Consider the following 14,456-nt stretch of genomic DNA (forward strand, 5'->3'; position numbering starts at 1 on the left):
TCGAAATCCGTGACGATGCGTGCTCGGGCCGGGATGAGTGCCTTCTCGCCGGGAAGATGAGTGCCTTCTCGCCGGGAAACTGCCCGGCATCCGCACCATCCGACCGTCGGCAGGAGGCGTAAGGCGGTACCGGTAACCTTCGCATCGTGCCTTCTGCGGTCGCGACGGCTCCGCCTCGCCCCTCCCACGTCGAGCCGGTGGACATCGAATACCTCGCCGGGGCCATCGGTGCCACGGTGCTTCGCACCACGGGACGAGACGCCCGGGAGCAACAGCCGGTACACGTGTCCGGGGCCACGCTCCGCGCTCAACACGTGCGGGAGGGTGACCTGTTCGCCGCGCTGCCGGGGACCCGGGTGCACGGCGCCGACTTCGCCGCCGAGGCGCTGGACGCGGGCGCCACGGCGGTCCTGACCGATGCCGCCGGGACCGAGCGTGCCTCGCTGGCGGGACATCCGGCGATCCTCGACGGTTCGGTGCCGATGCTGGTGCACGACGATCCGCGCGGGGTGCTCGGCGAGGCGTCCTCCCACATCTACGGACACCCCTCGCGGCGGCTGACGATCCTCGGCGTCACCGGGACGTCGGGCAAGACCACCACGACCTACATGCTGGACTCGGCGCTGCGGGCGGCCGGTTTCCGCACCGGGCTCGTGGGCACGGTCGAGACGCGCATCGCCGGGCAGCGCCTGGACAGCGCGTTCACCACGCCGGAGGCGCCGGATCTCCAGGCGCTGTTGGCCGTCATGGTCGAGCACGGTGTCGACCACGTGCCGATGGAGGTGTCCAGTCACGCGCTGGCGCTGGGTCGGGTCTCGGGCGTCCGCTTCGCGGTGGGGGCCTTCACCAACCTCTCCCAGGATCACCTGGACTTCCACCGCGACTTCGACGACTACTTCGCGGCGAAGGCGATGCTGTTCGACGGGCGCTCCGAGCGCGAGGTGGTCTGCGTCGACACGTCGTGGGGTGACCGGCTGGTCGGACCCGACACGGTCACCGTGTCCACGGTGGGCGAAGCGGCGTGGACGGTCTCCGACGTGGTGGCTTACGCCAGCGGCGAGCAGCGGTTCACCGCGGGTGGCCCGGACGGGGTCACCCTGGACATCCGGTTGCGTCTGCCCGGTCCGTTCAACGTCGCCAACGCGCTGCTGGCCGCCGGTTCCCTGTACGCGGCGGGCGTGGAGCCCGCGGCGATCGAGCGGGGCCTGGCGGATGTGGACGTTCCGGGGCGGATGGAGCGTGTCGCGCTGGGACAGGACTTCACGGCCGTGGTGGACTACTCGCACAAGCCCGGTGCGGTGGCGGCCGTGCTCGACGCGGCACGAGCTCAGGTGGCGGGAAGAGTGATCGTGGTCCTCGGTTGTGGAGGCGATCGGGACGTCGCCAAGCGCCCGCTGATGGGCGCCGAGGCGGCACGGCGCAGCGATCTGCTCGTCGTCACCGACGACAATCCCCGGAGCGAGGAACCGGCCGAGATCCGCGCGACCATGATCTCCGGGGCTCGCGAGGTGCCCGCCGAGCAACGCGGTGAGGTGATCGAGGTCGGCGACCGGCGGGAGGCCATCGCCGCGGCCGTGGCTCGGGCTCGTGACGGTGACGTGGTCGTCGTGGCGGGCAAGGGGCACGAGACGGGACAGGAAGTGGCGGGTGTCGTGCATCCCTTCTCGGATCGCGACGAACTCGCCACCGCGTTGCATCGACGACTGGAAGGTCCGCAGGGGACGGATATCGACCTGGGACGACCCTCGGCGATGGACCGGGGATTCGACGAGGAGGCAAGGTGATCCGGCTCAGGCTGGACGAGATCGCTGCCGCTGTGGGCGGCAGACTGCACCGCGCGGACGGTTCCGAGACCGTCACGGCGGGCGTGGAGTTCGATTCCCGCGCGATCGCGCCCGGTGGCCTGTTCGTGGCCGTACCCGGAGAACGGGTGGACGGGCACGACTTCGCGGCCCGCGCGGTCGCCGACGGTGCCGCGGGGGTGCTGGCAGCGCGAGAGGTCGACGCGCCCGCGGTGATCGTTCCCCCGGTACCGGAGGAGGACCGCACCAGCGTGATGGCGCTGGCCGGGGACGTCGACGGGTCCGGTGCGGCGGTGCTGGCCGCGCTGGCGCACCTCGCCCGGCACGTGGTGGACCGCCTGCTGCGGTTGATCGTGGTCGGAGTGACCGGGTCGTCGGGCAAGACCTCCACCAAGGACCTGATCGCCCAGCTGCTCGAACCGCTGGGGCCGACGGTGGCGCCGCCGGGGTCGTTCAACAACGAGCTCGGCCACCCGTGGACGGTGCTGCGAGCCGACGAGGACACCCGGCACCTGGTGCTGGAGCTGTCCGCGCGGGGCGTCGGCCACATCGCCGGGCTGTGCGAGGTGGCGCCGCCCCGCATCGGTGCGGTGCTCAACGTCGGCACCGCCCACCTCGGCGAGTTCGGCTCCCAGAACGCCGTGGCCCGTGCCAAGGGTGAACTGGTCGAGGCGCTGCCCGCCGCTTCCGAGGGCGGAGTCGCCGTGCTCAACGCCGACGATCCGCTCGTGGCCGCGATGGCGGAGCGCACCGAAGCCCGCGTGGTGCTGGTCGGACAGAGTCCGGCCGCGCACGTGCGCGCCGCGGACGTCGAGCTCGACGAGCGGGCACGCCCGAACTTCACCCTGATCACCCCGGAGTCCTCGGTACCGGTGACGCTGCCGCTGCACGGGGAGCACAACGTCGGCAACGCGCTGATCGCGGCCGCGATCGCTCTCGAGCTCGGCACGCCGACGTCCCGGATCGCCGAGCGGCTCGGCGGCGTGCGGCGCGTCTCCCAGCACCGCATGGAGGTTTCCGAGACCGCGGACGGGGTCACCGTCGTCAACGACGCCTACAACGCCAACCCGGAGTCCATGCGGGAGGCGCTGAAGACCCTGGTCTCGATGACCAGGGACAGGCCGGGCCGTGCCTGGGCGGTGCTCGGCGTGATGGGTGAGCTCGGCGACACCGGTGAGCAGGCCCACGACGAGATCGGTCGGCTGGCCGTGCGGCTCAACATCGACCGCCTGGTGGTGGTCGGTGAGCAGGCCCGCCGGATGCACCAGGCCGCCGAGCTGGAGGGTTCCTTCGACGGTGAGTCGGTCCTGGTCGACGACGCCGAGCAGGCCCTGGCGCTGTTGCGCTCGGAGCTGCGCCCCGGTGACGTGGTGTTGACCAAGGCATCGAACGTGGGGCAGCTGTGGCGGGTCGCCGAGGGCCTGGTTCCGGCCGATGAGCAGCGGGACGGTGGTACCGAGTGAAGAGCATCCTCGTGGCCGCCGCGGTCTCGCTGGTGGTCTCCATCCTGTTCACGCCCTACCTGATCCGGGTCTTCTCCAAGCAGGGCTTCGGCCAGGAGATCCGCGAAGAGGTGCAGAAGTCGCACTCGGCCAAGCGCGGAACGCCCACGATGGGCGGGATGGCCATTCTCGTGGCCCTGTGGGCCGGATACCTGGTCACGCACCTGACGGTCTCCGAGGGGTGGCCGAGCGTGACCGCCCTGCTCGTGCTCGGGCTCACCACGGCCCTGGGCATCGTGGGCTTTCTGGACGACTTCATCAAGATTCGCAAGCAGCGCAACCTGGGATTGAACAAGACGGCCAAGCTGGTCGGGCAGATGGTGGCCTCCGTCCTGTTCGCGATCCTGGCGTTGCATTTCGCCGACCGCAACGGCATCACCCCGGCCTCCGACCACCTGTCGTTCATCCGCGACATCACGGTGGTCTCCTTCGGCATCGTCGGCTTCGTGATCTTCGCCTACATCGCCATCAGCGGCTGGTCGAACGCGGTGAACTTCACCGACGGGATGGACGGACTGGCCGCGGGCACGGCCGCGATGGTGCTGGCCAGCTACGTGCTGATCTCGTTCTGGCAGTTCCGCTACACCTGCGGAGCGGGGCAGCAGATCGGTCCCACCTGCTACCAGGTGCGCGATCCGCTGGACATCGCGGTGGTCGCGGCGGCGGCGATGGCCGGCTGCGTGGGCTTCCTGTGGTGGAACGCCGCACCGGCCAAGATCTTCATGGGCGACACCGGGTCGCTGGCGATCGGGGGACTGGTCGCCGGACTGTCCATGACCACCCGCACCGAGCTGCTGATGATCGTCATCGGTGGCCTGTTCGTGGTGGAGGCGCTGTCGGTGGTGTTGCAGATCGGGGTGTTCCGCACCTCGCGGCGGCGGTTGTTCCGCATGGCGCCGTTCCATCACCACTTCGAGCTGGCCGGATGGGCCGAGACCACGGTGATCATCAGGTTCTGGATCCTGGGCGGGATCAGTTGCCTGTTCGGGATCGGGTTGTTCTACGCCGACTGGTTGGCCGCGGGTGCTGTCTAGCTCCGAAGCGCCGAGCGGGTCGGTGTCCGGCGAAGGGAAGGCGATCATGGGTCGACGGGTGCTGGTGGCCGGTGCCGGTGTGTCCGGGCGCTCGGCCGCGGAGGCGCTGCTGGCCACCGGCGCGGTGGTGACGGTCACCGACGCCTCCTCCGACCGGCTGGCCGCCCTGGCTTCCCTGCGCTCGCAGGGTGCCGAACTGGTGGTGGGGTTGACGGAGCCGCCCGTGGGCACCGACCTGGTCGTGACCAGTCCGGGCTGGCGTCCCGACGCCCCGTTGCTGACGGCGGCGGCGCGGGCGGGCGTCGAGGTGATCGGCGAGATCGAACTGGCCTGGCGGCTGGACCGGCAGCGCTCCGAGCCCGCCACGTGGCTGGCGGTGACCGGAACCAACGGGAAGACGACCACGGTCGGCATGCTGGAGTCGATGCTGCGCGCGGCCGGGATGGACGCGGTGGCCTGCGGCAATGTCGGCCTGCCCGCCGTGGACGCGGTCCGTGCCGGTCACCGGGTGCTGGCGGTGGAACTGTCGAGTTTCCAGCTGCACTGGTCCGACCGGCTGGCCCCCCACGCCGCCGTCGTGCTCAACGTCGCCGAGGACCACCTCGACTGGCACGGTTCACTGACGTCCTACGCCGCGGCCAAGGGCCGGATCTACACCCCGGGGACCGTGGCGGTGTTCAACGCCGACGACGCGTGGTCGACGCACCTGGCCACCGGCTCGCCCGCCGCTCGCGCGGTCGGTTGTACCGCCGCAGAGCCCGCCTCGGGCCAGCTCGGCGTCGCCGACGGCGTGCTGCGGGACCGCGCCTTCGACACGGACACCGACCTCGCCCCGGTCGCCGACGTGCACCCACCCGGGCCGCACCACCTCGCCAACGCGCTCGCCGCCGCCGCCCTCGCGCGCACTCTCGACGTCGAGGTCGAGGCGATAGCCGAGGGGTTGCGCGCCTTCGAACCCGGCTCGCACCGCTCGGTGCCGGTGGGCGAGATCGCGGGCGTGACCTACGTCGACGACTCGAAGGCGACCAACCCGCACGCCGCCTCGGCCGCACTGGCCGCGCACCCGCGCGTGGTGTGGATCGCGGGAGGTCTGCTCAAGGGAGCCGAGGTCGACGAGCTGGTGGCCGCTCACGCCGACCGGTTGGCGGCGGTGGTGCTCATCGGCCAGGACCGGCAGTGCTTCGCGCGCGCGTTGGCCGACCACGTACCCGACGTGCCGGTCGGTGAGATCGACTCGACCGCGGAGGACGCCATGGACGAGGCCGTGCGCCGGGCCGGCGAGTACGCCGCGGCCGGGTCGACGGTCGTGCTGGCTCCGGCCGCGGCCTCGATGGACATGTTCACCGACTACGCGCACCGGGGCCGGGCCTTCGCCGACGCGGTACGCGCGGTACTCGCCGAGCAGGGCCCCGGAGTCTCCGGCGAGCGAGGGGGGTGAGCGCCGTGGCAGTCGAGACCGGGACACGCACGGGCAGGGCGGTGCCCAACCTGCGCGGAGTGCGCACGGCACTGACCGCCTGGCTGACCCGGCCGTTGGCCTCGTTCCACCTGCTGCTGGCGGTGTGGGGCCTGCTGACCGTTTTCGGCCTGGTCATGGTGCTCTCGTCGTCCAGTGTGGACTCCTTCAACGAGGCCGGTTCGTCCTACAGCGTCTTCCTGCACCAACTGCTCTACGTCGCGGTCGGGATGGTCTGCTTCTACGGGGCGCTGCGCATGCCGGTGTGGGTGATGCGGCGCTTCAGTCACGTCCTGCTCCTGCTGTGCTTGCTGGCGCTGGCCCTGGTGCTGACTCCGCTGGGCAGCGAGGCCGGCGGGTCGCAGAGTTGGTTCATGATCGGCGGGGTGTCCATCCAGCCGGTGGAGTTCGCCAAGATCGCGTTCGCGCTCTGGGGGGCGCACGTGCTGGTCACCAAGCGGGCGCTGCTGGCGCAGTACCGGCACCTGCTGGTCCCGGTCGTGCCGGCCGCGCTGCTGATGTTCACGCTCGTGGTCCTGCAACCCGACCTCGGCTCGACCGTCACGCTGTTCATCCTGCTGCTCGCGCTGCTGTGGTTCGCCGGGGCACCGCTGCGGCTGTTCGGGATGCTCAGCCTCGGCACGATCACCGCCACCCTCGTGCTCACGCTCGTCGCCGGATACCGTTCGGCCCGGCTGACCTCCTTCCTCAACCCGGAAGCCAACCCGCTGGACCAGGGCTACCACGCCCGTCAGGCGCTGTACGCGCTCGCCGACGGGGGCTTGTTCGGGGAGGGGCTCGGACAGGGCTGGGCGAAGTGGGAGTACCTGCCCAACGCCCACAACGACTTCATCTTCGCCGTCATCGGCGAGGAGCTGGGTTTTCTCGGCTGCGTGATGGTGCTGGTGCTCTACGGCACCACGGCCTACGTCGGCATGCGCATCGCCGCGCGCAACACCGACCCGTGGATTCGGCTGGTCTCGGCCACCCTGACCACCTGGCTGGTCTCCCAGGCCGCGATCAACGTCTGCTACGTGGTCGGCCTGCTGCCGGTGACCGGGTTGCCGCTGCCACTGATCTCCTCGGGGGGCAGTTCGGTGGTCACCGCTATGCTGGTCTTCGGGTTGCTGGCCAACTGCGCGCGCCACGAACCCGAGGCGATCGCCGCGCTGCGCTCGCTCGGCCCCGGCAGGATCGGCAGACTGCTGCGCCTGCCCACTCCCGCGCCCTACCGGCCACCGACGACCCGGCGCGGCCCCAAATCCCCGAACCGGCCCGGCACCACGCGAAGCACCGGCCCAGCCGGAAGCGGTTCTGCACGGACAGCATCACGAAACGATCGCCGCGGCGGTGACGACGCACGCAACCGCCGTGGGCGACCCCGGACACGAGGAGGACACCGTTGAGCGGGCAGCAACCGGCCCAGGGAGACTTCGGTCCCCAGCCCGACCAGACACCCACCAGCCGGATCAGCGGGCCGGTGGCGGGGCGGCCCCCCTCGGTCGTGGTGGCCGGTGGTGGCACCGCAGGCCACATCGAACCCGCGATGGCCCTGGCCGACGCCGTGCGCAGGATGCGTCCGGACGCCCGGATCCTGGCCCTGGGCACCGAGCGCGGCCTGGAGAACCGGATCGTGCCCGAGCGCGGGTACCCGCTGGAGATGGTTCCGCCGGTACCGATGCCGCGCAAGGCCAGCACGGAGCTGCTGAAGATGCCGATGAAGGTGCGCGAGTCGGTCAAGCGCACCCGTGAGGTCCTCGACGCAGCCGAAGCCGACGTGGTCGTCGGGTTCGGCGGCTACGTGTCGCTGTCGGCCTACCTGGGAGCGCGGGGCCGGGTGCCCATCGTCGTGCACGAGGCCAACGCCAGTGCGGGACTGTCCAACAAGGTCGGGGCGCGTTTCGCCGAAAGAGTGCTCGCGGCGGTTCCCGACAGCGGACTGCCCGGCGCCCAGACGATCGGCATCCCGCTGCGGGAGACGATCACCTCGCTGGATCGCGCCGCGCTGCGCGCCCAGGCGCGGGCTTACTTCGGGCTGCACCCGCAGGCTCCCACCATCCTGGTCTTCGGAGGTTCCCAGGGAGCTCAGACGCTGAACACGGCCTTCTCCGGGGCCGCCGACGCGCTGGGCCGCGCCGGCATCGGGGTGCTGCACGCGCACGGCCCCAAGAACACCCTCGCGTTGCGGGAGGTGCCCGGCGCCCCGCCGTACGTCGCGGTGCCCTACCTGGATCGGATGGACCTCGCCTACGCCGCCGCCGACCTGGTGGTGTGCCGCTCCGGCGCGATGACCGTGGCCGAGGTCTCGGCCGTGGGACTGCCCGGCGTGTTCGTCCCGCTGCCGCACGGCAACGGTGAGCAGGCCCTCAACGCGCAGCCCGTGGTCTCGGCCGGAGGTGCCAGACTGGTACCGGACGCGGAACTGACCCCGCAGCGCGTCACCGACGAAGTGCTGCCGCTGGCCGGTGACGCGCATCGGCTCCGGGAGATGAGCCGTGCGACCCTCGGTACCGGGCACCGGGAAGCCGACCGCGTCCTGGCGCAGATCACATTGGAGGTGGCCGCGCAGTGACAACGGACTCCGCGAGCGAATCCGTCGACCGTGTCCTGGACGGTTCGCTGCTGTCCCGAATGCACCTGGTGGGCATCGGCGGCGCGGGCATGAGCGGTATCGCGCGGATCTTGCTCGCACGAGGGCACTCGGTCTCGGGATCGGACGCGCGGGACTCGCGGACCGTGCTCGCGCTGCGCGCTCAGGGCGCCGAGATCTCGTTGGGCCACGAGGAGAGCAACTTCGACCGGCTCGGCGCCGAACCCAGTGCGGTCGTGGTCTCCACGGCGATTCGGCAGGACAACCCGGAACTGGTCGTCGCGCAGCGGCGTGGCATCCCGGTCCTGCGCCGGGCCGAGGCGTTGGCGGCGCTGATGGCCGAGCACCGGGTGGCCTGCGTGGCGGGTACCCACGGCAAGACCTCCACGACCTCGATGCTGACCGTGGCGCTGCAGCACTGCCGCCTCGACCCGTCGTTCGCCATCGGCGGCGACCTCAACGATTCCGGTGCCAACGCCCACCACGGTGAGGGAGGCGTCTTCGTCGCCGAGGCCGACGAGAGCGACGACTCGTTCCAGGTCTTCGCCCCCTCGGTGGCGGTGGTGACCAACGTCGAACCCGACCACCTCGACCACCACGGCACCTCGGCCGCCTACACCGGCGCGTTCGAGCGGTTCCTGGAACGCGTCGAACCCGACGGGGTGCTCGTCGCCGGGACCGACGATCCCGGCGCGGCCGTGCTCGCCGACCGCGCCGAGGCGGCGGGCAGGCGGGTGCGTCGTTACGGCGAGCTGGTCGACGGCGTCGGCGACGCCCGTCTCGTCGACTACCGGGCCGAGCACGGAACCGGGGTCGCCACCGTGGAACTGATCACCGACAGCGGTACGAAAAGCATCGACGTCGTGGTGTCGGTCCCCGGGCGGCACATGGCCGACAACGCGGTCGCCGCGCTCCTGGCAGGGCTCGAGCTGGGGGCGCCGCTGAAGGGGTTGCTCGACGGGTTCGCCGCCTTCGGAGGCGTGCGGCGGCGCTTCGAGTTCCGCGGACGCGCCGACGGCGTGCGCGTCTACGACGATTACGCTCACCACCCCACCGAGGTCGAGGCGCAGTTGCGGGCGGCTCGTCCCGTGGCCGGTGACGGTCGCCTGATCGTGGCGTTCCAGCCGCACCTGTTCTCCCGCACGGAGACCTTCGCGGGTGAGTTCGCCACCGCGCTAGGACTCGCCGACGAGGTGGTGCTGCTCGACGTCTACGGCGCGCGGGAGGAACCGCGACCCGGTGTGACCGGTGCGCTGATCGCCGACGCGGTGCCGCTGCCCGCGGAGCGGGTGCACTACGAGCCGTCGATCACCGATGTCGCGCCGAAGGTGGCGGGGCTGGCGCGTCCCGGTGACCTGGTGCTCACGATGGGGGCGGGAGACGTGACCATGCTCGGTCCGGAGATCCTGACCGAGGTCGACCGGATCGCCGGCACGGATTCCGCGGAGCGGGAGTGAGCACGTCCTCGGACGCTTCCGAGACGGGTCGGTCCGGTTCGTCCCGGAAGCGTGCTTCGCCGCCGCACGAGCACGAGCACGAGCCCTTCGGGCGGTCGCCCTCTCGCTCGTTGCGCGTCCTGCTGTTCCTGGGGATGGCCGTGATCACCGTGCTGGTCCTGGTCCTGTACTTCACCCCGGCCCTGGGGGTGCGCTCGGTCGAGATCAGCGGCACCACCGAGCGGCAGCGCATCCGCGACGTCGCCGCCATCCGGACGGGTACTCCGATGCTGCGCGTGGACGAGAGCGCGATCCGCGACCGGCTGCGCGCGTTGCCGTGGGTGGACTCGACGCGCGTCGAGCTGGGGTGGCCCTGGACCGTGCGGCTGCGGGTCGTGGAGCGTTCCCCCGTGGCCTACACCCGGACCTCGAAGGGGATACGGCTCGTCGACGCGGAAGGCGTGCCGTTCGAGACGGTGCCGGCTCCTCCGGAACTGCCCGAGCTCCGGGTGCACCGAGCCACCGCCGATGACGGGGCCACCGACGCGGCGCTGACGGTGCTGCGGGCGCTGCCGGATCCGGTGCGCCGCGAACTCACCACGATCGTCGCCGAGCAGCCCGATCACGTGCGCCTGCTGCTCACCGGCGGCCGCACGGTGCAGTGGGGGAGTACGGCGCGAACGGCCCGCAAGGCGGCGATCCTGCCCGCGCTGCTGACCCGTCCCGGCAAGGTCTACGACGTCACCACTCCCGCACTGCCCACAGTGTCCTGACCGGGCTGATCGGTGCTCGGCGTGAAGAGCGCCCGCTTCTCCGCGGTCGGCCCGGGGCCGGGGCCCACTCGGGTCAGTGTCGGCATCGCCCGGACAGGCGGTGCCCACTCGGGACGGTGACCGTCGTCCGCGGCCGAGGTCCAGAGTGGTTCGAACGAGGACCGGTCGACGCGGTACGGTGCAAGTGGTGATCACACTCGGTATGGGCATGGGACGAGGAGTCCAGTACCGTCCGGGGTTTTGTGTTGAAGCGTGCTGTTTCGTGTCCGTCCATGTGGGTCTGATACTCTTCGGCACGAAGGAACTCGGAAGGTGGCGAAGACCAGGCCGCCTCGCCGGGGACCTGGTCAAGCCCAGCATCGTGCTGGCGTCCACGGAGAGTTGCGCCGGGACGGAAAACATGCCCGCTGGAAAGCCACGTAAGACCAGCCGCGCTGGCACCGGGTATCGCCACGGGAAGACCACACCACCGGTGTGGCCAACGTTGCGTAGCAATACGCAACTCAGGAAGTGCACGTTTGCGCACTTCCTGAACGGAGAATCCCGGCTCGATGCGTCGCGGCGCCCGGGCGAGCTCCGGACAGCACCACGACGATCGGGTGAACGGCGGGTGTGGCGGCGAATCGCCGGAAGGACTCTCGGCGTGGCTGCTGGACTCGGGACTACGTGGTTGCCTAACGTTCGCTATCGGGTACGGGGTTGACGGCACCACGACTCGCGGTCGTGGCGGGTGAGTCCCGGCGCTGCCGAACCGGTGCCTGACGGGGGGCCGCCTGTGGCGGTCCAGCACCAGCGAGCGCTAGAGCCACGATCAGGAAGGCGGATGACGATGACGCCCCCGCACAACTATCTCGCGGTGATCAAGGTCGTCGGCATCGGTGGCGGCGGTGTCAACGCCGTGAATCGCATGATCGAGGTCGGACTCAAGGGTGTCGAGTTCATCGCGGTGAACACCGACGCACAGGCCCTGCTGATGTCGGACGCCGACGTCAAGCTCGACATCGGACGCGAGTTGACCCGAGGACTCGGTGCGGGCGCCGCTCCGGACGTGGGTTACCAGGCCGCCGACGATCACAAGGACGAGATCGAGGAAGTCCTCAAGGGCGCCGACATGGTGTTCGTCACCGCCGGGGAGGGCGGTGGCACGGGTACCGGGGGTGCCCCGGTGATCGCCTCGGTCGCCCGCAAGCTCGGCGCGCTGACCATCGGTGTGGTCACCCGCCCGTTCACCTTCGAGGGCAAGCGGCGGGCCAACCAGGCCGAGCAGGGCATCAAGGAACTGCGTGACGAGTGCGACACGCTCATCGTCATTCCCAACGACCGGCTGTTGCAGCTCGGCGACATCGGCGTGAGCCTGATGGACGCCTTCCGCTCCGCCGACGAGGTGCTGCTGTCCGGTGTCCAGGGCATCACGGACCTGATCACCACGCCCGGGCTGATCAACCTGGACTTCGCCGACGTCAAGAGCGTCATGTCCGGGGCGGGCAGTGCTCTGATGGGCATCGGCTCGGCCAGAGGTGAGGGAAGGTCCGTGCAGGCCGCGCAGAAGGCGATCAACTCGCCGTTGCTGGAGGCCTCGATGGAGGGGGCGCACGGCGTGCTGCTGGCCATATCGGGCGGTTCGGACCTGGGCCTGTTCGAGATCAACGAATCGGCCTCGCTGGTGCAGGAGTCCGCCCACCCCGAGGCCAACATCATCTTCGGTACGGTGATCGACGACTCGCTCGGTGACGAGGTTCGGGTGACCGTGATCGCCGCCGGGTTCGACGCCGGAGCTCCCACGCACAAGAAACTGGATCCCAGCACGGTCGGGACGGGGGAAGGCACCATCGCCGAGGGCGAGGTGCTGGACAGCCGCGAAGAGCCCGCCGAGCCCGCCGAGGCCGGAGGGACCGCCGTGTCCTCCGCGGCGCCCCAGGCGTCCCTCGGGCAGGAACAGGCCCCGTGGCAGCGTGCCGAGGCGGAGTCGTCCTCGTCGCAGTCCTGGTCTCAGCACGCCGAGCGGGCGACGCCCGACCCCGCGCCGTCCGAGCAGGACACGGTCCAGCGCGAGCAGGAGCCGACGCGGCAGCCCGAGTCGGTCGGTGACGACGGTTCCTCGGTGATCAGTGGTCAGCATGGCGTCTCCGTGCCCGGCAAGCCGGTGGGCAGCTACTCCTCCTCGACCGGCTTCGGCGGTTCCCTGCCGCACCGTGGTCACGACGACGACAGCGACGACGACGTGGACATCCCTCCGTTCATGCGACGCTGACGGCGCGAAACCGTTTCGACACGGCTTGGAAGCAAGCGGCTCCGCCGCTTGCCGGAGGCGGTGGTGCGGGACAATCGCACGGGCACCGCGTCGCGGTGCTCTACCGAGTACTCGCCGGAAGGACCTGTCGTGCGGATTCGTCGCGTGATCACCACACGGGAGGGCGGCCACTCCGAGCGGCCGTTCGACTCGTTCAACCTGGGCGGCAAGGTCGGTGACGATCCCGCCGCGCTGGCCGCGAACCGTCGCAAGTTGGCCGAGGGCGTCGGTGTGGGGCAGCAGCGCCTGGTCTGGATGGAGCAGATCCACGGCCGCACCGCCACGCTCGTCGAGGGCCCGCGGGAACGGGCCGTGGAGGCCAGTGACGCGCTCGTGACGGCGGTTCCCGAGCTGCCGCTGGTGGCGCTGGTCGCCGACTGCGTACCGGTGCTGTTGGGAGATCCCGACAGTGGCGTGGTCGCTGCCGTCCACGCCGGCCGGCTGGGGGCGCGTGTCGGTGTCGTCGTCTCGGCGCTGAAGACCATGCGCGAGGCCGGTGCCCGCATCGACCGGATCGAGGCGTTGCTGGGTCCGGCCGCGTGTGGGCAGTGCTACGAGGTGCCCGCCGAGATGCGCGACGACGTGGAGCGCCACCTGCCCGGCAGTGCTTGCAAGACCCGCCGGGGCACGGCGGGACTCGACATCCGGGCGGGTCTGTGGGAGCAGTTGGCCGGTGCCGGAGTCGCCGGGATCGGCATCGACCCGCGTTGCACCATGGAGTCCCGTGAGTTGTTCAGTCACCGGCGGGACGGCCCGCGCACCGGCCGCACCGCCGCTGTGATCTGGGCGGAGCCGGAGGACGAGTCGTGAGTACCTCGACCGGTGCGGAGCAGCGGCGCGCCGAGCTGGCCGAGAACCTGAGTCGGGTGCGCGAGCGCGTCGATCGGGCATGTCGAGCCGCGGGCAGGGACCCCGGAGAAGTCGAGTTGCTGGCCGTGACCAAGACCTTCCCCGCCTCCGACGCGGCCCTGCTGGCCGATCTGGGAGTGACCGGGCTCGCCGAGAACCGCGAGCAGGAGGCGAGTCCGAAGGTGACCGAACTGACGGCGCTGCGCCCGGCGACCGAAGTGCGCTGGCACATGGTGGGCCAGCTGCAGCGCAACAAGGCACGGTCGGTGGTTCGCTGGGCCGATGTCGTGGAGTCCGTGGACAGTCCGCGGCTGGCCGAGGCGCTGCGTCGGGCCACGGGCCGGGCGCTCGACGAGGGCGAGCGGCAGCGACCCCTCGACGTGCTGATCCAGGTCGGCCTCGACGAGCGGACCGGTCGGGGCGGGTGCCCGCCGGAAGAAGTCGAGGAGCTGGCCGAGTCGATCACAAACATGAATGAGATACATCTCCGTGGGCTGATGGCCGTCGCCCCGTTGGGTGGAGATTCGGATGTGGCTTTTACCACTCTTTCAGGTATTTTTCGGCGCGTGCGTCGACGCTTCCCGGGGGCTGATCGGTTGTCCGCGGGCATGAGCGGTGACCTGGAGAGTGCGATAGCGCACGGCTCAACACGAGTGCGTGTCGGAACGGCGTTGCTCGGGGGCCGCCCGATACCCTCGCCGTAGCCGCAGGGGGGTCGAGGTTC

11 protein-coding genes are annotated in these 14,456 nt (G+C 70.7%); all 11 read left to right on the forward strand.

Going from position 1 to position 14,456, the window contains the following annotated elements; genetic code table 11:
* Positions 1 to 146 precede the first annotated feature (146 nt).
* The 11 genes from FHX42_RS03690 (at position 147) to FHX42_RS03740 (ending at position 14,436) form a co-directional block, all read left to right on the forward strand.
* Entirely contained in the window at positions 147 to 1,784 is a 1,638-nt protein-coding gene (locus FHX42_RS03690) for a UDP-N-acetylmuramoyl-L-alanyl-D-glutamate--2,6-diaminopimelate ligase (protein WP_328795881.1), read from the forward strand.
* Positions 1,781 to 3,265 (forward strand): UDP-N-acetylmuramoyl-tripeptide--D-alanyl-D-alanine ligase, encoded by a 1,485-nt coding sequence (locus FHX42_RS03695; RefSeq protein ID WP_182542731.1) that lies wholly within the window; start codon positions 1,781 to 1,783, stop codon positions 3,263 to 3,265. Before FHX42_RS03690 ends, FHX42_RS03695 begins: the two co-directional genes overlap by 4 nt.
* Positions 3,262 to 4,338, forward strand: a complete 1,077-nt coding sequence (gene mraY / locus FHX42_RS03700; RefSeq protein ID WP_182542732.1) for a phospho-N-acetylmuramoyl-pentapeptide-transferase — start codon at positions 3,262 to 3,264, stop codon at positions 4,336 to 4,338. Before FHX42_RS03695 ends, mraY begins: the two co-directional genes overlap by 4 nt.
* Before the next feature lie 46 nt (positions 4,339 to 4,384).
* Positions 4,385 to 5,776: a UDP-N-acetylmuramoyl-L-alanine--D-glutamate ligase gene (gene murD / locus FHX42_RS03705; protein ID WP_182542733.1), complete on the forward strand. Its 1,392-nt coding sequence runs from the start codon at positions 4,385 to 4,387 to the stop codon at positions 5,774 to 5,776.
* A gap of 5 nt (positions 5,777 to 5,781) precedes the next feature.
* A complete protein-coding gene (gene ftsW / locus FHX42_RS03710; RefSeq protein ID WP_328795883.1) occupies positions 5,782 to 7,200 on the forward strand; it encodes a putative lipid II flippase FtsW in 1,419 nt (472 codons plus the stop codon).
* A 62-nt stretch (positions 7,201 to 7,262) separates the two neighbouring features.
* A complete protein-coding gene (gene murG, locus FHX42_RS03715; RefSeq protein ID WP_182543485.1) occupies positions 7,263 to 8,366 on the forward strand; it encodes an undecaprenyldiphospho-muramoylpentapeptide beta-N-acetylglucosaminyltransferase in 1,104 nt (367 codons plus the stop codon).
* A 59-nt stretch (positions 8,367 to 8,425) separates the two neighbouring features.
* Positions 8,426 to 9,841, forward strand: a complete 1,416-nt coding sequence (murC, locus tag FHX42_RS03720) for a UDP-N-acetylmuramate--L-alanine ligase (protein ID WP_182543486.1) — start codon at positions 8,426 to 8,428, stop codon at positions 9,839 to 9,841.
* Positions 9,838 to 10,593 carry a cell division protein FtsQ/DivIB gene (locus tag FHX42_RS03725; RefSeq protein ID WP_328795884.1) on the forward strand — a complete coding sequence of 252 codons (756 nt, stop codon included), beginning with the start codon at positions 9,838 to 9,840 and terminating at the stop codon, positions 10,591 to 10,593. The genes murC and FHX42_RS03725 overlap by 4 nt, the downstream gene beginning before the upstream one ends.
* An 829-nt stretch (positions 10,594 to 11,422) precedes the next feature.
* Positions 11,423 to 12,844 carry a cell division protein FtsZ gene (gene ftsZ, locus FHX42_RS03730; RefSeq protein WP_182543488.1) on the forward strand — a complete coding sequence of 474 codons (1,422 nt, stop codon included), beginning with the start codon at positions 11,423 to 11,425 and terminating at the stop codon, positions 12,842 to 12,844.
* Positions 12,845 to 12,973: 129 nt separating this feature from the next.
* Positions 12,974 to 13,693, forward strand: a complete 720-nt coding sequence (gene pgeF / locus FHX42_RS03735) for a peptidoglycan editing factor PgeF (RefSeq protein ID WP_182542735.1) — start codon at positions 12,974 to 12,976, stop codon at positions 13,691 to 13,693.
* Complete coding sequence (locus FHX42_RS03740; RefSeq protein ID WP_182542736.1) at positions 13,690 to 14,436, forward strand: YggS family pyridoxal phosphate-dependent enzyme; 747 nt, start codon at positions 13,690 to 13,692, stop codon at positions 14,434 to 14,436. Before pgeF ends, FHX42_RS03740 begins: the two co-directional genes overlap by 4 nt.
* Positions 14,437 to 14,456 lie beyond the last annotated feature (20 nt).

Origin of the sequence: Halosaccharopolyspora lacisalsi (assembly GCF_014137975.1) — a bacterium.
Lineage (GTDB): Bacteria > Actinomycetota > Actinomycetes > Mycobacteriales > Pseudonocardiaceae > Halosaccharopolyspora > Halosaccharopolyspora lacisalsi.

Coding starts and splice junctions, on each gene's coding strand:
- murD (WP_182542733.1), top strand. CDS start 4,385: ATGGGTCGACGGGTGCTGGTGGCCGGTGCCGGTGTGTCCGGGCGCTCG.
- murC (WP_182543486.1), top strand. CDS start 8,426: ATGCACCTGGTGGGCATCGGCGGCGCGGGCATGAGCGGTATCGCGCGG.
- ftsZ (WP_182543488.1), top strand. CDS start 11,423: ATGACGCCCCCGCACAACTATCTCGCGGTGATCAAGGTCGTCGGCATC.